This window comes from Pseudoalteromonas sp. Of7M-16 (assembly GCF_022347805.1).
Taxonomy (GTDB): domain Bacteria; phylum Pseudomonadota; class Gammaproteobacteria; order Enterobacterales; family Alteromonadaceae; genus Pseudoalteromonas; species Pseudoalteromonas luteoviolacea_F.
The window spans coordinates 51,874-71,630 of record NZ_JAKRFY010000005.1; the positions used below are offsets into that span (position 1 = coordinate 51,874).

At 41.8% G+C, this 19,757-nt stretch carries 16 protein-coding genes; 8 read left to right on the top strand and 8 right to left on the bottom strand.

Annotation, left to right across the window (positions count from 1 at the left end):
• Nucleotides 1-64 precede the first annotated feature (64 nt).
• The 5 genes from MHN81_RS06695 to egtB all read right to left on the bottom strand — a co-directional run bounded on the left by MHN81_RS06695 (nt 65) and on the right by egtB (nt 7,546).
• Nucleotides 65-3,118: an efflux RND transporter permease subunit gene (locus tag MHN81_RS06695; RefSeq protein ID WP_239425353.1), complete on the bottom strand. Its 3,054-nt coding sequence runs from the start codon at nt 3,116-3,118 to the stop codon at nt 65-67.
• Between the two features lies 1 nt (nt 3,119).
• Nucleotides 3,120-4,250, bottom strand: coding sequence for an efflux RND transporter periplasmic adaptor subunit (locus MHN81_RS06700; protein ID WP_239425354.1), 1,131 nt, complete (start codon nt 4,248-4,250; stop codon nt 3,120-3,122).
• A 136-nt stretch (nt 4,251-4,386) separates the two neighbouring features.
• Complete coding sequence (locus MHN81_RS06705) at nt 4,387-5,205, bottom strand: PhzF family phenazine biosynthesis protein (protein WP_239425355.1); 819 nt, start codon at nt 5,203-5,205, stop codon at nt 4,387-4,389.
• Nucleotides 5,206-5,276: 71 nt separating this feature from the next.
• On the bottom strand, nt 5,277-6,275 hold the full coding sequence (locus MHN81_RS06710) for an L-histidine N(alpha)-methyltransferase (RefSeq protein ID WP_239425356.1): 999 nt from the start codon (nt 6,273-6,275) through the stop codon (nt 5,277-5,279).
• Nucleotides 6,275-7,546: an ergothioneine biosynthesis protein EgtB gene (egtB, locus tag MHN81_RS06715; protein ID WP_239425357.1), complete on the bottom strand. Its 1,272-nt coding sequence runs from the start codon at nt 7,544-7,546 to the stop codon at nt 6,275-6,277. The genes MHN81_RS06710 and egtB overlap by 1 nt, the downstream gene beginning before the upstream one ends.
• Before the next feature lie 413 nt (nt 7,547-7,959).
• Here egtB and MHN81_RS06720 point away from each other — a divergent pair, with 413 nt between their 5' ends.
• The gene (locus MHN81_RS06720) at nt 7,960-8,250 is read left to right on the top strand and encodes a hypothetical protein (RefSeq protein ID WP_052027446.1); all 291 of its coding nucleotides are present in this window, start codon (nt 7,960-7,962) and stop codon (nt 8,248-8,250) included.
• Between the two features lie 98 nt (nt 8,251-8,348).
• Complete coding sequence (locus tag MHN81_RS06725) at nt 8,349-9,512, top strand: hypothetical protein (protein ID WP_239425358.1); 1,164 nt, start codon at nt 8,349-8,351, stop codon at nt 9,510-9,512.
• A 102-nt stretch (nt 9,513-9,614) separates the two neighbouring features.
• Here MHN81_RS06725 and pssA read toward each other — a convergent pair whose 3' ends face one another.
• Nucleotides 9,615-10,940, bottom strand: a complete 1,326-nt coding sequence (gene pssA / locus MHN81_RS06730; RefSeq protein ID WP_023401685.1) for a CDP-diacylglycerol--serine O-phosphatidyltransferase — start codon at nt 10,938-10,940, stop codon at nt 9,615-9,617.
• 255 nt (nt 10,941-11,195) lie between these two features.
• On the opposite strand from pssA, the gene trxB reads away from it, so the two are divergent.
• The 4 genes from trxB to infA all read left to right on the top strand — a co-directional run bounded on the left by trxB (nt 11,196) and on the right by infA (nt 13,959).
• The gene (gene trxB, locus MHN81_RS06735) at nt 11,196-12,146 is read left to right on the top strand and encodes a thioredoxin-disulfide reductase (RefSeq protein ID WP_023401684.1); all 951 of its coding nucleotides are present in this window, start codon (nt 11,196-11,198) and stop codon (nt 12,144-12,146) included.
• Between the two features lie 91 nt (nt 12,147-12,237).
• Entirely contained in the window at nt 12,238-12,954 is a 717-nt protein-coding gene (gene aat / locus MHN81_RS06740; RefSeq protein ID WP_023401683.1) for a leucyl/phenylalanyl-tRNA--protein transferase, read from the top strand.
• Nucleotides 12,947-13,651 carry an arginyltransferase gene (locus MHN81_RS06745; protein ID WP_023401682.1) on the top strand — a complete coding sequence of 235 codons (705 nt, stop codon included), beginning with the start codon at nt 12,947-12,949 and terminating at the stop codon, nt 13,649-13,651. Before aat ends, MHN81_RS06745 begins: the two co-directional genes overlap by 8 nt.
• An 89-nt stretch (nt 13,652-13,740) precedes the next feature.
• Nucleotides 13,741-13,959 carry a translation initiation factor IF-1 gene (infA, locus tag MHN81_RS06750; protein ID WP_023401681.1) on the top strand — a complete coding sequence of 73 codons (219 nt, stop codon included), beginning with the start codon at nt 13,741-13,743 and terminating at the stop codon, nt 13,957-13,959.
• A 149-nt stretch (nt 13,960-14,108) separates the two neighbouring features.
• On the opposite strand, the gene clpA is transcribed toward infA, so the two are convergent.
• Both clpA and clpS read right to left on the bottom strand, forming a co-directional pair.
• Complete coding sequence (gene clpA / locus MHN81_RS06755; RefSeq protein ID WP_239425359.1) at nt 14,109-16,373, bottom strand: ATP-dependent Clp protease ATP-binding subunit ClpA; 2,265 nt, start codon at nt 16,371-16,373, stop codon at nt 14,109-14,111.
• Between the two features lie 28 nt (nt 16,374-16,401).
• On the bottom strand, nt 16,402-16,719 hold the full coding sequence (gene clpS, locus MHN81_RS06760; protein ID WP_023401679.1) for an ATP-dependent Clp protease adapter ClpS: 318 nt from the start codon (nt 16,717-16,719) through the stop codon (nt 16,402-16,404).
• Between the two features lie 201 nt (nt 16,720-16,920).
• On the opposite strand from clpS, the gene cspD reads away from it, so the two are divergent.
• Nucleotides 16,921-17,139 carry a cold shock domain-containing protein CspD gene (gene cspD, locus MHN81_RS06765; RefSeq protein WP_023401678.1) on the top strand — a complete coding sequence of 73 codons (219 nt, stop codon included), beginning with the start codon at nt 16,921-16,923 and terminating at the stop codon, nt 17,137-17,139.
• 352 nt (nt 17,140-17,491) lie between these two features.
• Complete coding sequence (locus MHN81_RS06770) at nt 17,492-19,714, top strand: NADP-dependent isocitrate dehydrogenase (protein WP_023401677.1); 2,223 nt, start codon at nt 17,492-17,494, stop codon at nt 19,712-19,714.
• Nucleotides 19,715-19,757: the final 43 nt, after the last annotated feature.

Below are 19,757 nucleotides of genomic sequence, written 5' to 3' on the forward strand. Positions count from 1 at the left end.
GATATAATACGACAACGGTCAGGTAAAAGAGATGCAAAGTACTTATTTTACCTGACCATCACGATTAATTATCCGCTGTGAGAAGTTGATTGTTTTCACTTTTTATCTGCTGAGCGTTTTTTGCAAGCAACATATAAACCGTCGGTAGCACAAATAGCGTGAACACTGTGCCTATCAACATACCAGCAACTAAAATAATCCCTATACTGTTTCTTGCTTCGGCACCGGCTCCAGAAACCAACACCAGAGGAAAATGACCCAACACGGTCGCTGCGGTTGTCATCATGATTGGCCTCAATCTAACCACAGCTCCTTCAATAATCGCCTCACTCTTGGACTTTCCTTGCGACAATAATTCATTTGCAAACTCTGTGATCAAGATGCCATTTTTTGCGATTAAACCAACCAATGTAATAAGTCCAATCTGGGCGTAGATATTCATACTTGTTAGATTGAAAAAGCTAAATGACATAGCGCCAGAGATCGCTAACGGCACTGACCCCAATAAAATCACCAATGGCGATCTAAAACTGTTAAATTGCACAGCTAGTACCAAGTAGACCACTAGAATGGCGACGCTCAATGTCGCTAAAAAGCTATTGCCTTGCTTTCTAAGCTGACGACTGTTTCCAGCATAATTTAGCGAATACCCATCGGGTAATATATTTCGAGCTTGTTCTTCAAGCGCTTGAAGTGCCTGCTCAGCCGTCACCCCGGGCGCCACTCCGCCAAGAATTCTAAATGCATTTTGCTGATTAAATTTCCCCATTTGTCTTGGCCCAACCGCCTCTTTAAGCGCCGCAATTGAACTCAACTGGATCAAATCACCGCTGGGAAGTTTTATATGTAGTCCCAAAGCAGCTTCAGCGAAACGGCGGTCTTTATGTTCAACCATAGGTATGACACGGTATGCCCTACCGTCAGCATCAAAGCGATTCACCGCCTGCTCAGAAAGTAAAGATGACACTTGATTGACAACATTTGATACATCCAACCCCAAATCAGCCATTTGTTGATGATTAAATTCAAAATGTGCCAGCAAACGATCCACTTTTAAATCAGTATCTACAAAAAGAAACATGTTCGTTTCATATGCCGCGCCAACCAATTGATACGCATAATTCAACATTTCTTCATAACTATCTTGAGATTGCACCACTAGCTCCACATCAAACTGTCCAGCAGTTGGTAAAGGCATGGGCAAAACAGGAAATACTTTAATACCAGAAACCTGAGATAACTGCCCGTATATTGTCGGTAACATCGATTGAACTGACTCATCCCTTTGTTCAAAATCAACAAAGTTGATACCACTGAATGCATTACCTGGGCGTATAATTTGCCAAATAGCTTCAACCCCTTGGTTTTGACTCAAAGTATCAACGGCTTTAGACATATATTCAGTACCATAAGCCAACGTAGAAGCGGGAGGTGCATCCGAGACAATGTATACTGAACTTTGATCTTCAACAGGCGCTAACTCTTTTGCCGAGTACAAATAAAATGGCACCATCAAAGTGCTCAAGACAATTGATGCGAAAACGATTTGTACTTTATACCTAAAGCTTACTTTTAATGCCTTGGCATACATCAATCCGAGTCTGTCAAAAAACTGGTTTACCCGTTTGGTGAAATTACTCTCTGCACCGCCTTCTTTGAGCACAAATGCGCTCATTACGGGAGATAAAGTGACCGCAACAATACCGGAAATGAAAACAGCGATTGCCAAGGTAAATGCAAACTCTTTAAACAAAGCGCCCGTGAGGCCCGAGACAAAGCCAATTGGCGCATACACTACGGCCAAAGTTATTGTCATTGCTACGATTGGTGAAAATAGCTCTTTGGAACTTATCAGCGCAGCTGCGAGACGAGATTTGCCTTGACGCATGTGTCTGGCAACATTTTCAACAACTACGATGGCATCGTCAACGACCAGTCCCACAGAGAGAACAATCGCTAAAATCGTCAGTAAATTAAGTGAAAAGCCCATCGCTAAAATCACAGCAATACTGCCTAGAATTGAAATGGGTATCGTCACTAAAGGAACAATCGCCGAGCGAAAAGATCCCATAAGAAACAGAATAACAATACCGACAAGCACCACAGTTTCCAGCAAGGTTGTAAAAATTTCCTGCAAGGCATCTCGCATATAAAGTGTACCGTCAAAGCTAATATTGATTTTGATGCCTTGCGGTAAACTTGCATTAATTTGCTCCAACTGTGCATACAGCGCATCACCGATTTCGATTTCATTCGCCCCCGGCAACGGATAAACAGACAGGTAAATGGTTTGGCGTTGGTTTATTCGAGCATCTACCCTGCCCCTATCTTCTCCTTTCTCTACCCTCGCTATATCAATTAACCGAATGAATCCGCCATCAAACTTTTTAATGATCATCATTTCAAAATCATTAACCGTTTTCATGGTTGCATTGCTTAAGAAATCTATCTCATGAGCATTATTTTTCGCACGACCTAACGAAGCGACTACGTTATTGCTTTTCATCGCTTCATATACTTCATTACTGCCAATGTTAAATGCGGCCATTTTTATCGGGTCTAGCCACACTCTCATCGCCGGGTTTCTTGCCCCTTCTAAATCTACTTTTTGAACACCATTAATACCCGATAGTAATGGCGTGATTTTACGACTAAGAAAGTCAGTGAGTTCAGCTCGGCTCAGATTAGGTGCTTCAACATCTAAATAAAAGGTTGCACCGGGTCTGTCGACTCGAGAAACGGTAACAGCTGGGTCTTCCGCGCCTTCTGGAAGCTCAAACTTTATTTGGCTAAGCCTTGAATTGAGTTCAGCCATTGCGTCTGTGCTATTTTGATTCAGTTTAAGCCACGCTGTTACCGTAGATGAGCCTGCAATGGTAGTCGAGTCAACAAAATCAACGCCAGGAACCGTCATCGCGACCCGTTCAATGGGATCAGTTACAAACCCTTGCACGGTTTGCGCTGATACACCACTATATTGAGTAGAAATAACCAGTGAGGTGCTCTCAATCTTAGGAAACTGAGAAACGGAAATTTTAGTCGCGGCGAGTAGACCGCTTAATAAAATGACGACAGATAAGACAATCGCCAAGATTGGCTTTTTTACGAAAATTTCCATCTTATAGCTCCTTGTCCAACGGGATTGATTTACCAGCCAGAGCACTTGGTTGACTGACAATATTTACCAACACGCCATCAAACAACTTAAATGCACCAGGTGCTGCAACCAAACTGTTAGGTGCCACACTCGGCTTCAAAAATGTCACACGTTCATTCGCGGCAATAATTTCTACCTGTCGACGTTTAGCTCTGAATTGTTCGTTACCACCTGTAGGTATTAATTCGAAAATATATCCTCCTGAAACATCCCTTAGAACTGACATGTTAGGCACGCTAATAACATTGTCATATTGTCTCACCGGCACATGAACCGACAGGGCTTCATTTGCATCAACTTCCAAAGCAGAACGCCATACTTTCGCTCTGTACTTGCGGCTTCGGATCCCTGCTTGAAGCGCGTCTTCCACTGCGACAATACTTGCGTTTGCCTGTAATGGAGCCGTTGAATCTTCCACTTTTAGTAAATGAACTTCACTCCCTGCACTTAGCTTGTGATATGTCTGCGGAATATAAAAGTCGACCCACATATAACCGAGATCGCCAGTGACTGACACAACACGTCTATTGGCATCTAAAAACTCTCCCACTTTCGCTGAGTGGATACCCAATACACCGTCAAATGGCGCTGTGATTGTCTTTTTTCTAATTATGTTTTTGATTGCTTCTATTTCGGCTTCAATGACTACTAGGTTGGCCTGTGCGGTATCCAACTCTTCTTGGCTGATCGCTTGGTGAGCACTAAGCGCTTTGACACGATTATAATTCGAAGACACTAGTTTCTTCTTTGCAATAGCAGCCTTGAGATTAGCTTGTTCGCTGCGAATATCTAATTGAATGATAACCTCGCCTCTTTTAACTCGCTCTCCAGATGAATAGTTGACCGCTTTGATCACGCCTGATGTTTCGCTCAGCAGCACAACATGATCAGGCGCAACAGCATTGCCTATTACAGTAACGGATTGTGTATACATTGCCTTTTCAACTCGGGTAGCCTCCACGGTCTCAGAGTATTCCGGGGTGTTTGAAGCTGCTGCTAAAATAGCAGACATTTCAATCCATTTTATGTACCCCATGGTGCCTATTAGTGCAGCTATCATGACAACAGTTGCTATCCAAGCTCTTATTTTCATTCGTCAAACCTCTTTTAATGGATATCAATTCATAAAGTACGCGCACAATAAAACCTCAAGCTAAGTTGAGGTCAATAACGATATTGAAAAAATTAAAACCGGATTTTTTGTTTAGCGAGCTAGATAAAATTTAATGTTATGAGGGAGTTTGTACGCTTGCAAAAACACATACTTGATTGCTTTCTCGCGAGATTTGATAAAAAGCACCGTGACTGGACAATTGGAAACAATTGAAAACTTGATTGTTGGGCAGCTGCCAAAATGCCGCCAAAAGCGGTGCAGCGGATCCGGTTGCAGAATCTTCCTTGACCCCATATTGCGGTGCAAAATATCTAAAATATAAAGTGTTTGAGTGATTATCATCTCGTGTAGTAACAACAAGCGCTCTGCGCGTAGTTTGACAGTATTTATCTACTGCAAAATCAAACTTCAATAGACTATCTCTATTTGGTAACTGAGCTACGAAATAGCCATTTTCAGACTTCGTTTGTTTTAAATTTCTTACCTCTTGCCCAAAAATATTGTGCATATCATGCGTTAGTGAGCTTATTCTCAGTTCAGGCTGAGGAAGAAACATAATGTATTTACTTGAAGCCGTCCTTTTCACACAAATTGAGTGACTTGCAGATTGAAAGTTTAGGGTCTCTTGTGAGCTATTCAGGGCCGTTATCAATACATCTGCGGCTGCTAAAGTTCCATGACCACAAAATTGAATCTCACCATGGGGTGAAAACCAGCGAATTAAATGTGGACCGTCAGGTTGAACAAATATAAAAACGGTTGCAGCCACCCCGTTTCGGATAGCAACTGATTGGAGGTACACATCATTGGTAAACTCTGCTAAGTTCACACACAGTTTTACATGAGCAGTATTTCCTTTATAACGGCCAGAGCAAAACACCTGACGAACAAAAACTGCATTCTTATGGGTGTCTTCAATGTGTTTTTTTAACAACGTATGTTCCCACCTAAAAATACTGTAATTGCTCGTCAAAGGTATATTCGCCAGAGGCTACTCAGCCTGTGTTACAAGCCATCTTTAACAACTTGCCACAGAGAATCAACGAAGTCATGCTGTTCATCCGAAAAATGCTTGGTGACTTTAAAGCCCGTTTGTTGACACAAACATTCAATATCACTTGGTGTAAATTTAAACGAGTACTCTAAATGAATGGCTTCATATGCATCGAAATGAAACGTTCGTTGCAACGCCTCTATATATACATCCTGTTTTTCGGTTGATAACACGTAACTTTCCATAGCGCCCAAAATAGGGTTGTAAACGCCAAAGTGTTGAAACTTTTCCAACTGAAAGTTGCCACCCAGTTCTCTGTTGATGCGATGCAGTAAGTTGAGATTAAATTTTGCTGTAAGTCCAGCTCTATCGTTGTATGCTGCAGTGAGCTTATTCACGTCTTTTTTCAAATCGTAGCCGATCAGTATGTAATCTGATGCATTTAAGCTCATCCAAAGTTTTCTAAGAAATCCTTGGCTCTGCTCACGATTAAAATTACCAATATTAGAGCCTAAAAATAGCACCAACTGCTTGTTGCTCGATTGGCTCCTAACAAGCTTTAGCCCTTCAAAGTACTCTGCAACGACGCCATGAATCGATAGCTTGTCATCCGGTATGATGTTCTCTTGTAACATCACCATGGCTTTTTCTGAAATATCAATAGGGTAGAAATTTACTTTACAACCGCTTTGTAAAAAACCATCTATAATCAACTTACTTTTGTGACCATCCCCCACGCCAAGCTCAATAATATCAATTTCTTGTTCATCAACTAATTGTGCGAGCTGCCCGCTTATTCGGGTTAAAATTTCAACCTCTTTGGCAGTCAGGTAATAGTCTTCATGTTGAGTAATTTTCTGAAAAATTTCGCTCCCAATGTCGTCATAAAAGTACTTTGCTGACAAATGTTTTGGTGAAGCACTCAAACCTGTCAATACCTCGATTGCCAACTGGTCATCTTGCGTATTTTCACCGTGCGAGTCTTGCGTGAGTAATCTGAAGTGTGTCATTAAATATCCTTCGCTAATCTAATGCCTGAAAACATCCAGCGTTGATGGGGGGCAAAAAAGTTTCGGTAGCTATGGCGGTAATGATCACTGGGTGTAGCCACGCACCCACCTCTCAAAACAAACTGATTGCACATAAACTTACCATTGTATTCATTAAGCATGCCCTGATAGGGTTTGTAACCTGGGTAGCCCGAGTAGTGGCTTTTGCTCCAACACCAAACTTGCCCAAAAGGCATGTCACTCGATGTAGGATGAAAAATGTCTGCACTTTTTGCGCTTTGCTTTTTAATATTAGATATCCTCTCAAGATCAGAGCTAACTGACAGGTAGATCTCTAGTTCCTGCTCCGTTGGCAGCCTCTTGCCTTTCCAGTTGGCAAACGCGTCCGCTTCAAAATAACTAATATGTGTGACAGGAAGATTGAGCGCTAATGGCATTAATCCGTGCAGTGTGAACTCATACCATTCATTATCTATTTTTTGCCAATAAAGAGGGTGGGCAATTTTATTGTCATTTGACCAATCCCACCCCAAACTCAGCCAAAGCTCAGCCCTGTCATAGCCGCCATCTTGAATAAAATCCAAGTATTCCCCATTTGTGACTAACTGTTCGCTCATGGCAAATGCATAGTTGTAGCTCTTATGCTTCGGTTTTTCATTGTCGTATGCAAAACAGCTCTCGGTTGCACCGATTTCGTACACCCCTTCGTCAAATGAGTGCCAACGTGCTGTTTCACTGAGGGTATTGTCTAGAGAAGACTCACAAAATGTGGGAGATAGAGGGTTGCAACCCAAAATATATTTAATGTCCATGAGCAATAATTCCTGATGCTGTTGCTCATGATGCAGTCCTATTTCTAGTAAAGATAAGATGGCTTCGCTTACTTCAACAGTCGATAAAAAGTTCACCAGCTGTTTATCTACATAATTTCGATAACTCATGATCTCACTGACGGTTGGCCTCGAAAGTTCACCCCGCTGACTTTGCAACCAATGTGCGCCAGCTGACTTGTAATAAGAGTTGAACAGCGTGCGATACCCTTGATGATATCTAGAGTAATCAACCCTGTGTTTTACTAGGATAACCTCTTCAAAAAACCATGTCGTGTGCCCCAAATGCCATTTAGGTGGACTTACATCCGCAATGGGTTGAACTGTATAATCCTCAACCTCAAGTCTTTCACATAGCGCAGTTGAACGCGCTCGGATCCTGAGGTATTCCGCGATTAAATGTGTAATTTTGTTGTTCCTGCTCAGTTGCTGCTTACTCATAAGCTACCTAATTGAAAAGTCTGTTATGTGTCAATCGCCTATGAATTATTCTCTCGAACATACAGGCCTTGCTTCAATTCCTGTGTAAATTATCGTCATCCCTCCGCTTGTGACTGTGTAAACACCCTACAGTGCAGTAAGTTAAGATTGTATAGCGATCGACGGGTGTCAAGTCCATATCAGAAGAGACCACAAAATCACCAAATAAAGTCATTTCATTTTGTAACAACCATATGCATATCGCTTTAAAGGTATTATTCCTTTCTACCCATAAAGCGTGTATGCCTGATGCGACTTAAATTATGTCCAACTGTATTTTTAGATTTATTGCTGAACTTTAAATATACCCAGTCATTAAAATTGGTAGCTTGTAGAGATGCGTATTGCGCGCGGCTCACACTGTCATCGGAGAGATGGCAGGACTGAGCAAAAAGGAAATGGCGCTTAACTTAAAAGGTAAATCGGAAGAGTCAAAAACACAGTGTATATTAGAGTTTGTTAATCATATCCTCGAATCCCGCGGGCAAGTATATGATCTCGAGTTTATCAAGTTAAAAGAACTGAAACTAACAGATGCTGAGATAAGCGAAATTGTGGCGCACACCGCAATGAACATCTTTACAACTTACTACCATATGATTGCCAAAACGGAAATCGATTACCCACTTGTCAAGGCCCAAAATAAACAACTTGATAATTACTAACTACTGCCTGTCAAAGTTTACTTTTGATACTAATTCTAACCTACAGCCTGTGTACTGCTTAAAATTAAATGGGGTTAGGCTATTGGCCTAAAACTAATATGCAAAACAATCTCACAATACATTGCAAAACACAAAATCCAAATTCGCTATTTGGTTCAAATAGTCTTAAGTATTTGCTTCCACTACTGCTTTTAAACGCCTCTTTGGCATGGAGCCAAGTTGAAACATTAAACAAGCCGCCTCACTGGGATAGGCTAAAAGCCGCTCAGTGGCTCGACTACCCAGTTCAACAAACGCCTACTGACCACAACGGTGCAGTGCAATGTAATGCCTGTCACACAACACACACTTACACACTCGTTCGTCCTAAGCTTATGCAAGGAACAGGACTGAATGAGCACATATTTGATAACATACGTCGCCGCCTTGTTGCCGGCCCAGGCGTTGCGCCATGGTTTGTAAATCCTCCCGGCAGATTAACTCAGTCTCGTGGTAGTGAAGCGATTAATACCACTTACTTGCTCGCGATGAAAGAAGCCAGAGAAGGCGCTTTGCAACCTTCCCCTTTGTTAATTACCGCCTTCGAACGGCTTTGGCTTCATCAGCGCGCCGATGGCGGTTGGGATTGGTTTAACTTTACATACGAACCCCTAGCTTCAATAGAAGCACAGCATTTTGCAGCTTGTCAGGTTGCGGTTGCTATCGGCACCGCTCCTGGTTACTTTAATGAGAATGCACCACAAGCGCTTATAAATCGAGTAGATAAACTACGAAACTGGCTTAAAGCTAGTCGCAATCCAAATAATCTATTTGGAGAAGCTTGGTTGCTTTTTGCATCAACGAAATTGGAAGGGTTATTAACACCTCAAGAGCAAAATCAAATAATTGGTAAGTTGTTACAAAAACAAAATCGAGATGAAGTGAATAAAGGAAGTTGGACCCTATATGAGCTCAACGATTGGCGCTATAGTGAAAAAACAGCGCCAACCAAACCGAGAAAGCTGCACCCTGACGCGCGCAAGCCGGAAGCATATTCGACTGGTTTGATTGCCTATATTTTGATGCAAGCCGGTGTTAAAAGTGACGATCCAAATATCATATCCGCCCTTAATTGGCTGCGTAACAATCAACAACCTGACGGCTCTTGGAGAACATACTCTATCAGTGTGAACCGAAGCAAAGACGATCCTGCCTATCTATTTTTATCTGATGAAGCAACCGCTTGGGCGTCACTCGCATTGCTCGAGGGGGAAAGGAGTTGAGATGATAGCTAACATGGTTTAGGCCCATAGATATTCATAGGCCTTGAAGGCGACTGACTGAAGTCGGTCGCCCTGCTAATCTTGCAGAGACACACGCCAGATTTAAATAAACTTTTTAATGATAAAGTCGACTTTAACGCGCTTAGCCTGCCCTAATATTTTTTGCACCGGTGCAGGGTAATCTTGCAAGGTTTCAATGTCATCAGGCCCACTTAACTTTCTGCAATGCGATAAAATCGCGTTTTTCTCATCGTCGATAAATGGCTTTAATACTTGATTTCTATCTTCAATTAAAATGCCATTTTCAATGTCTAGCCCCCATGCTCTTGGGTTTAAATTATGCCCAGTCATCAAATGAACTTGATTGTCTTGGTTGATACCTTTCAAATGAAATGAGTTGTCCCCATCTTTCCAAAGATAAACATTGAGCAACCCCTGCTCTATATACCTTTTTTGTGACTTTAAAAACTTGTGTAAGATTCGCTCATATAAATAAGGCAAAGCCCCAATGCGGCTGAATGGCTTATCTGGCGCAATATAAAAGTCATTTGCCGTCTTATCGCCAACGACAATGGTTATAGACTTACCTTGCTTGAGTAAACGGCGCAACGAACGAAGTAATGGAGCCGGAAAGTTGAAATAAGGCGTGTATAGGATCAACTCTTGTTCTGTTGTATCAAACAAGGTTTTAATCAATCTATTCAGCTTATTTGTTCTGCGTCCAAACCCTAGGAATGCACGAACATTTAAGTCTGTTGATTCGGTTGCCTTGGACATATCGTAATTGGCACGCTTCAGTGAACGCATTAACTTTTTCTGCGCCAATTTAATATCACTAAAAGGTGTTAAAGGCCGAGTGTCGATACGAGGGACCGCTTCTGAGCTTATTAGATGCTTTTCAATAAAGTCGGTAAAACTGTTAGCCAGCATCACATTTTCGATAAGGAAATAGCGATCAAGTCTATATCTGTCTTCTTGATGTAGATATACATCGTTAATACTCGCACCGCTGTACAGTACGGTATCGTCAATCACAAACCCTTTAAGGTGCAACACACCAAAAAGCTCTTTCGCTTTTACAGGCACACCGTAAACTTCTACATTAGAGTTAAACTTTTCCAAGTAATCACAGTACAAACGTGCATTTCCCTCGGACTTAGCTTCACCAATAAGACCTCTTTGTGCTCTGTGAAAGTCTACCAGTATTTTAATTTCTAACTCTGGATTCTGCAGTGACGCATTATGTAGCGCAGCCAATACGCCTTGGCCAGCAGTGTCATCTTGTAAATAAAGTGCTGCGATATAAATTCGCTGCTTTGCTTTACTGATCAGAGACAAAAGTTCACTGTGATAATGCTTAGCGTCTGTTAAGACTTTACAGCTGTCTGCTTGTAAAGCAAAGCCGGAGTTGTCCTGCCAAAATGCCATATACACCTTTTAATCTTGGGCTACTGATAATTTAGTAGCAAAAAAAATTCCTTCAAACATAACAAAAAAAAATAGAAAGGTCATGAAGATCCGACAATTTCAGCTTTGTTGGCTTACTTTTCCATCAAGTACACTATATTTGACAAGTTTAGAATTTCGAAATTTGCTTTATTTGATTTTTATTTTACTTCTGGGTTGATTTACTTAGAATCGGCATCATTGTAATGCTAATACTAAATTTTAGGATAGAAATTCATGAGTGAGAAGCACTGTAAACTATTGATCCTTGGCTCTGGCCCTGCTGGTTACACTGCGGCTGTTTATGCAGCGCGTGCAAACTTAAACCCGGTTTTAATCACGGGTATGCAGCAAGGTGGTCAGCTTACAACAACAACTGAAGTAGAAAACTGGCCTGGTGATGCACACGGTTTAACAGGACCTGCTCTAATGGAGCGTATGAAAGAACATGCGGAGCGCTTTGAAACAGAGATCATTTTTGACCATATTAATAAAGTAGATGTGACAAAGCGTCCATTTACACTAACAGGTGATCAAGGTACTTATACTTGTGATGCTCTAATCATCGCAACTGGCGCATCTGCAAAGTACTTAGGTCTAGAGTCTGAAACAGCTTTCCAAGGCCGCGGTGTTTCTGCTTGTGCAACATGTGATGGCTTTTTCTACAGAGGCCAAAAAGTTGCTGTAGTAGGTGGTGGTAACACTGCCGTTGAAGAAGCACTATACCTTTCAAACATCGCAGATGAAGTACACGTTATTCACCGCAGAGACAGCTTCCGCAGTGAAAAAATCTTATCTGACCGCCTAATGGAAAAAGCGAAAAACGGAAATGTTGTTCTTCACTTCGACCGTACGTTAGACGAAGTACTGGGTGATGACATGGGTGTTACTGGCATCAGAATCAAAGACACTCAATCAGACGCAACTGAAGACTTAGATCTAGCTGGTGTGTTCATTGCAATCGGTCATAAGCCAAACACCGACATGTTTGCGGGCCAGCTTGAAATGAAAGATGGATATTTAGTTGTTGAATCAGGCTTAAACGGCAATGCGACGCAAACAAGTGTTGAAGGTGTATTTGCTGCTGGTGATGTTTCAGATCATATCTACCGCCAAGCAATTACTTCTGCGGGCACAGGTTGTATGGCTGCACTAGATGCTGAGCGTTATTTAGATAACCTAAAATAATGCCACCGCACGCCATAAATCATGGCGTGCTTCACCCCTTAATTTGCTAAACTTGTCTTAGCGAACTTTTGACACAAAACTAAAGTCACTTATGACACAACAGCTGTTTCACCTATCGCCAACTGATTACATCTTTCCACCTTGCCACTTTGCATTAAAAGAACCTGATGGCCTATTGGCTATTGGCGGCTGCCTGAACACATTAAGACTAAAAAAAGCTTACCAGCAAGGTATTTTTCCTTGGTTTAATGAGCGAGAACCCATAATGTGGTGGTCACCTAGCGAGCGGGGTATACTGGCGTTAGAAGATTTTCATATTGGTCGCACCTTAAAAAAGGCTAAAAATAGACTCAACCCCCGAGTGACCATAAACCATGCCTTTGAGCAGGTGATTTCCCAGTGTCGAACCCAAAGGCTCAATGAAGAAGGGACATGGATAAACAAAAGTATGCTTAAAGCATATTGCCAAGCACATAAAGAAGGGTTCGCTCACAGTGTAGAGGTGTGGGTAGATAACCAACTCGTTGGTGGGTTATATGGCATTATGGTCTCTGGTGTATTTTGCGGTGAATCAATGTTTCACAACCTGCCAAACACGTCTAAGTTGGCCATGTGGGCGCTGGTGAATTGGCTTAAAAAGCACAATGCTCACTTTATTGATTGCCAGCTCGATAACCCTTACTTAAGCTCTATGGGCGCAAAAGTCATTCCTAGAGAAGAATTTTTGACTAAACTAAAAGAAGCAAGTGACTATCACCCTGCAAGCACCATGTGGCTACCACAAGACATAGGGGCAATATATGACTGAACACTTTCCTTCTAAAATAGGCCTCAGTCAACAATTTGATTGCAGCTATCTGCCAGACAGAAAAGAGCAACTGCTCGTAATATTGGATAACGAATGCTATACGGCACCTCGGTTTGAGGCGCTATTATCTCTGGGATTTAGGCGTAGCGGAGATCAAATCTATCGCCCCCACTGTCCTATGTGTAGCGCATGCCAGTCCGTCAGGGTACTTGCAAAAGAATATGTGCCTTCCAAATCACAAAAACGTAAATACAAAAAGATAGATAGTAACTTTTCAGTCAAAGTCAGCTATCAAGAGAAGGAAAATTACTTTCCGCTGTATGAAAAGTACATCAACCAAAGGCACAGTGATGGCACAATGTTTCCGCCAAATAGATTACAGTATGAAAGCTTTCTGTTTTGTCGTTGGATGCCGATTTCATTTATTGAACTTTGGCATGAGAAAAAGCTCGTTGCCGTCGCTGTAACCGATACTATGCCTAATGCGTTATCTGCGATCTACACTTTTTTTGACCCGGATTACGAACACTTAAGTTTAGGCACTATCATGATAATGGCGCAGCTTAACCTCGCGCATTCTGAAAATAAGGATTTTGTATATTTAGGTTACCAAATAGACGAATGTAAAAAAATGCGCTACAAAAAGCAGTTTGCGCCAGCTCAACAGCTTAAAGAAGATACTTGGACAAATATTTAAGTTACTAATTTAAGCTCTTACCTTTACTTATTGTGTGCTTTTGGGCAAAATCTCCAACGATAAACTTATATAGAGGTGATACGCTCCAAATGGCGAAAGAAGACGTTATTGAAATGCAAGGCACGGTCCTTGAAACATTACCAAATACAATGTTCCGTGTTGAATTAGAAAATGGTCACGTTGTTGTGGCACATATTTCTGGTAAGATGCGCAAAAACTACATCCGTATTTTAACAGGTGACAAAGTCACTGTAGAGTTAACTCCTTACGACTTAAGTAAGGGACGCATCGTTTTCCGTGCGCGTTAATTCTACCGTCTCGCCAGCATCTATTTGATGCTATAAGACGTATGTAGCAAAAAACCTAGCCAATTGGCTAGGTTTTTTGCTTGTACACTGTCTTTATTGAACCAGCCAGCTACGCCAGCCGATCCTAAGACTTTAAAAGTTAGCGATTGTTATGCAGAAACTAACTCCTGCTCAAAATCAAACTCCAAAGCATTGCCTTTCACAGTCACTTTCACGTTACCGCCGTCAATTAAAGAACCAAACAGGATTTCATTTGCCAACGGTTTTTTAAGGTTGTCTTGAATAACGCGTGCCATCGGACGTGCACCCATTGCTTTGTCATAGCCAATGTCAGCTATCCAACCTCTCGCTTCGTTAGTCAGCTCTAAGTTAACAGACTTTTTGTCTAATTGAGCTTGCAGCTCAACAATGAACTTATCAACAACCTGCAAAATAACTTCTTTTTCGAGGTGATTAAACCAAATGATATTGTCCAACCTGTTTCTAAATTCAGGTGTAAATACCTTGTTGATTTCAATCATCGCGTCATGAGAGTGATCTTGCTGTTGGAATCCAATCGATTTTCTCACTGTCTCTTGAACACCTGCATTTGTTGTCATAACAAAAATCACGTTTCGGAAATCAGCTTTACGACCATTGTTGTCTGTCAGCGTACCATGATCCATCACTTGTAAAAGTATGTTGTAAATATCAGGGTGGGCTTTTTCAATCTCATCTAACAATACAACAGCATGAGGATGTTTAATGACTGAGTCGGTCAACAAACCGCCTTGCTCAAAGCCAACATAGCCAGGAGGCGCGCCAATCAAACGGCTCACAGCATGTCGCTCAGAGTATTCAGACATATCAAAACGTATAAACTCAATGCCCATACATTTAGCGAGCTGCTTAGTCACTTCTGTTTTACCAACTCCAGTCGGGCCAGCAAATAAGAAAGATCCAATTGGCTTTTCTTCATTCGCAAGGCCAGAGCGTGATAAACGAATAGCCGATGTAAGCGCATCAATAGACTCATCTTGACCAAACACAAGCATTTTCAGATTTCTATCAAGATTTTTAAGTACTTCTTTATCGCTTGATGACACATTTTGCTGCGGAATACGTGCAATTTTTGAAACAATTTGCTCGATGTCAGCAACGCCTATGGTCTTTTTACGCCTAGACATAGGTAATAAACGTTGATTTGCACCCGCTTCATCAATTACGTCTATCGCCTTGTCAGGCAAATGGCGCTCATTGATATATTTTGCGCTCAATTCAGCTGCGGCTTTCAGCGCTTTTTGGGTGTAGCGAATACCATGATGTTCTTCGTAACGTTCTTTTAAGCCGTACAGGATCTTGGCCGTGTCAGCAACACTAGGCTCGACCACGTCAATTTTTTGGAAGCGACGAACCAGCGCTCTGTCCTTCTCAAAAATGTTCTTAAATTCAGAATAAGTTGTTGAGCCCAAACAGCGCAGCTTACCACTGGAAAGCAGCGGTTTAATTAAATTCGACGCATCCATTACCCCACCAGATGCAGCACCCGCACCGATAATTGTATGAATTTCGTCAATAAATAAAATGGCGTTCGGTTTGGCTTGCAGTTCTTTTAAAAGTGCTTTAAAACGCTTTTCAAAATCCCCTCGGTATTTAGTACCAGCAAGCAATGCGCCCATATCAAGAGAATAGACTACTGCATCTTCGATGACTTCTGGTACTTGATCATTCACGATACGATACGCCAACCCTTCAGCAATGGCAGTTTTACCTACCCCAGCCTCTCCAACAAGTAATGGGTTATTTTTCTTACGGCGACATAGCACTTGGATGGTTCTTTCAACTTCTTGATCGCGACCAACTAAGGGGTCTATTTGCCCCGCTTTAGCCAGTACATTGAGGTTTGCAGTAAAGTTTTCAAGCTTGGTTTTTTCGTCGCTTTGTACTTCTGCTCCCTCTTCGTTGATATCCTCATGCTCTTCTGGCTCAGGATCATCGTCCGATTTTGAAATACCGTGACTAATAAAATTAACGATGTCTAATCGACTGACATCTGCTTTTTTGAGTAAATATACAGCTTGGCTCTCTTGCTCTGAGAAAATAGCTACCAAAACATTGACGCCAGTTACTTCGTTTCTACCTGAAGACTGCACATGAAACACTGCTCTTTGTAATACACGCTGAAATCCAAGCGTTGGTTGAGTCTCCCGGTCTTCCTCTAACTCAGGAATAATTGGCGTTGTTTCATCAATAAACTCTGACAGTTCCCTTTTAAGGTTGTCAGTATCTACGCTACAGGCATTAAGCGCTTCACTTGCCGAAGGATTATCGATTAGGGCAAGTAATAAATGCTCCACCGTCATAAATTCATGACGACGAGTACGAGCTTCACGAAACGCGGTGTTAAGTGTAATTTCTAAATCTTTATTTAGCATTGGCAACCCCCAACGAGAATAAATAAGGTCATTCTTGCTCACAGCTACACAGGAGCGGATGCTCATGATCGCGAGCGTATCTGTTCACCTGCTCAGCCTTTGTATGGGCTATGTCTGCAGGATACATTCCACATACCGCTTTTCCCTCGTGATGTACTTTCAACATCACTTCAGTTGCTCTTTCGCTATCCATGTTGAAAAAAGTCATTAACACTTCGATGACGAAATCCATCGGCGTGTAATCATCATTGTTTAAAATTACTTTGTACTTTTTCGGTGGTTGAAGTTTTTGCTTCTCTAGGTCTTTGACCTCTTCCAACACACCTGAATCTTTTATCCCACTCATAATTAAATATAGTCTTGTCTTATATACTCAAGCAAACTTGAATTAAAAAATAAATAAAATGTTAAAAAACTGCACTAAAAAACTTGACTGTATGGTTATTTAAACTACATTCTAGTCCTAGTTGTTCATGTTATGGACAGCTTAGCAAATTTCAAAGGTTAGATTAACTTAATTAGTCAACTTATAGAAGGATGTAGAAGTATGGCTTGCGGAAAAGTCAAATGGTTTAACAACGCCAAAGGGTTTGGTTTCATCGTAGAAGACGGCAGTGACGAAGATATCTTTGCACATTACTCGACGATTGTAATGGATGGATACAAGACGCTTAAAGCTGGTCAAGATGTAACATTCGAGCTACAGGAAGGGCCTAAGGGCTTACATGCTACTAATATTGCACCGAAAGTTGGTGAAATGGCATAGCAAATTCTCAAGGCTCTAAAAGCGAGCTACGCAAGTTGCTCGCTTCATCTCTTTTTTCTCACTATAAATCCCCCTTGTAACATATTTTTCTATATCTTAAGTAAATTGCATTAGCAGCATTCCGATTAGATTGGTACAATCCCTGCCGATGTCCAGGTCTGTTAGTTATTTCTATTCCCTAACTTCAGTAGGAATAACTAACAAACTTGCTAATTACAAAGAGATTAAGCTTTTTATTTAAAGCTAATTTTTTTGTCACTCAATCGTCAAAATAACGTTGGGTAACAAAAGTTAGCAAGATCTTGCTTATTGTTGAACGGTCTAATTGACCCAAAACTATCTAGGAATGATGATGACATCAAAAATTATTTATACAAAAACCGATGAAGCACCAGCTTTAGCAACTTATTCTTTGCTGCCTGTGATCCAAGCTTACACAAAAGCAGCTGGTGTTGAAGTAGAAACAAGAGATATCTCTTTAGCTGGTCGTGTGATCGCTAACTTCCCTGAGTTTCTTACTGAAGAACAAAGAATCGCAGACGCCCTGTCTGAGCTAGGCGAACTTGCTAAGACGCCAGAAGCAAATATCATCAAATTACCTAATATCAGTGCTTCAATCCCTCAACTTAAAGCAACGATTAAAGAGCTACAAGAGAAAGGCTACGCACTACCTGATTACCCAGAAGAGCCAAAAGATGACAAAGAAGCTGCTATCAAAGCAACTTACGATAAGATCAAAGGTAGCGCGGTAAACCCTGTACTACGTGAAGGTAACTCAGACCGTCGTGCACCTGGTTCTGTTAAGGCATACGCACAGAAAAACCCACATTCAATGGGCGCTTGGTCTGCTGACTCTCAATCTTATGTAGCAAGCATGAGCGAAGGTGACTTCTTCGGTTCAGAACAATCTACAACAGTAGCAGAAGCAACTGATGTACGTATTGAACACGTTGCAGCTGACGGTACCGTGAACGTATTGAAGCAAAGCACTCCACTACTAGCTGGCGAAATCATTGATGCTTCTCGCATGAGTGTTAGCGCACTTCGCAGCTTCCTTGAAGCTGAGGTAGAGGCTGCTAAAGAAAAAGGCGTACTTTTCTCTCTTCACATGAAAGCAACCATGATGAAGGTTTCTGACCCAATCATCTTTGGCCACGCGGTAAAAGTATTCTACAAAGAAGTTTTCGCAAAGCATGGCGAAACTTTCGAGCAACTAGGTGTTGACGTAAACAACGGTATTGGTGACGTTTACAACAAACTTGCTAAATTAGATGATGCAAAACGCGCAGAAATCGAAGCTGATCTAGCAGCTGTATACGACGTTCGCCCAAGCATCGCAATGGTTGACTCTGATCGTGGTATCACTAACTTACACGTTCCAAGTGACGTTATCATTGATGCATCTATGCCTGCGGCAATCCGTACAAGCGGCCAAATGTGGAACGCTGATGGTAAGCAACAAGACACTAGCTTTGTGATCCCAGATCGTTGTTACTCTGGTGTTTACCAAGCAACAATTGACTTCTGTAAAGAGCATGGCGCATTCGACCCTCGTACTATGGGTACTATCCCTAACGTTGGTCTTATGGCACAAAAAGCAGAAGAATACGGTTCGCACGACAAAACGTTTGAAGCACCTTCAAACGGTGTGATCCGCGTTGTTGACCAAGCTAATAACGTGCTTCTTCAACACAACGTTGAGCAAGGCGATATTTGGCGTATGTGTCAGGTTAAAGATGCACCTATCAAAGACTGGGTGAAGCTAGCAGTTAACCGTTCTCGCGCATCTAACACACCTGCTGTATTCTGGTTAAATGAAGCGCGTGCACACGACGCTGAGCTAATCAAGAAAGTTAATGCATACCTGCCAGAGCACGACACAGATGGCTTAGACATCCGTATTCTTGCACCTGTTGAAGCGACTGAGTTCTCACTTGCGCGTATGAAAGACAGCCAAGACACAATTTCAGTAACTGGTAACGTATTACGTGACTACCTAACTGACTTATTCCCAATCCTTGAGCTTGGCACAAGTGCGAAAATGCTTTCTATCGTTCCACTAATGAACGGCGGTGGCTTATTCGAGACTGGTGCTGGTGGTTCTGCGCCTAAGCACGTTCAACAATTCGAAAAAGAAAACCACTTACGTTGGGACTCTTTAGGTGAATTCCTTGCACTAGCTGCTTCTCTAGAGCACCTAAGCCAAGTAACTAACAACCCTAAAGCGCAAGTACTTGCTGATACACTAGACGCAGCAACAGGTAAATTCCTTGATGAGAACAAATCACCTTCTCGTAAGGTAAATGAGCTAGATAACCGTGGTAGCCACTTCTATCTTTCTCTTTACTGGGCACAAGAGCTTGCTGCTCAAGGTACTGACGCTGAGCTTAAAGCTAAATTCGAAGCAGTTGCAAAACAACTTACCGAGAATGAAGCTGCTATCGTGGCTGAACTGAATGACGTTCAAGGCCAAGCGATGGATGTAGAAGGTTACTTCCAGCCAAACGACGAAAAAGCGTTTGCTGCAATGCGTCCAAGCAAATTATTTAACGATGCATTAAACCTAATCGCATAAGTTAAATAAACTCAATTATAAAGGCAGCAATATGCTGCCTTTT

What these genes read in the sequence shown, in the direction of transcription:
- MHN81_RS06770 (WP_023401677.1), top strand. Translation starts at nt 17,492, where the DNA reads ATGACATCAAAAATTATTTATACAAAAACCGATGAAGCACCAGCTTTA.
- aat (WP_023401683.1), top strand. Translation starts at nt 12,238, where the DNA reads ATGACACAACAGCTGTTTCACCTATCGCCAACTGATTACATCTTTCCA.
- cspD (WP_023401678.1), top strand. Translation starts at nt 16,921, where the DNA reads ATGGCTTGCGGAAAAGTCAAATGGTTTAACAACGCCAAAGGGTTTGGT.
- MHN81_RS06700 (WP_239425354.1), bottom strand. Translation starts at nt 4,250, where the DNA reads ATGAAAATAAGAGCTTGGATAGCAACTGTTGTCATGATAGCTGCACTA.
- MHN81_RS06725 (WP_239425358.1), top strand. Translation starts at nt 8,349, where the DNA reads ATGCAAAACAATCTCACAATACATTGCAAAACACAAAATCCAAATTCG.
- MHN81_RS06695 (WP_239425353.1), bottom strand. Translation starts at nt 3,118, where the DNA reads ATGGAAATTTTCGTAAAAAAGCCAATCTTGGCGATTGTCTTATCTGTC.
- infA (WP_023401681.1), top strand. Translation starts at nt 13,741, where the DNA reads ATGGCGAAAGAAGACGTTATTGAAATGCAAGGCACGGTCCTTGAAACA.
- MHN81_RS06720 (WP_052027446.1), top strand. Translation starts at nt 7,960, where the DNA reads ATGGCAGGACTGAGCAAAAAGGAAATGGCGCTTAACTTAAAAGGTAAA.
- MHN81_RS06710 (WP_239425356.1), bottom strand. Translation starts at nt 6,275, where the DNA reads ATGACACACTTCAGATTACTCACGCAAGACTCGCACGGTGAAAATACG.
- trxB (WP_023401684.1), top strand. Translation starts at nt 11,196, where the DNA reads ATGAGTGAGAAGCACTGTAAACTATTGATCCTTGGCTCTGGCCCTGCT.
- clpS (WP_023401679.1), bottom strand. Translation starts at nt 16,719, where the DNA reads ATGAGTGGGATAAAAGATTCAGGTGTGTTGGAAGAGGTCAAAGACCTA.
- pssA (WP_023401685.1), bottom strand. Translation starts at nt 10,940, where the DNA reads ATGGCATTTTGGCAGGACAACTCCGGCTTTGCTTTACAAGCAGACAGC.
- egtB (WP_239425357.1), bottom strand. Translation starts at nt 7,546, where the DNA reads ATGAGTAAGCAGCAACTGAGCAGGAACAACAAAATTACACATTTAATC.
- MHN81_RS06745 (WP_023401682.1), top strand. Translation starts at nt 12,947, where the DNA reads ATGACTGAACACTTTCCTTCTAAAATAGGCCTCAGTCAACAATTTGAT.
- clpA (WP_239425359.1), bottom strand. Translation starts at nt 16,373, where the DNA reads ATGCTAAATAAAGATTTAGAAATTACACTTAACACCGCGTTTCGTGAA.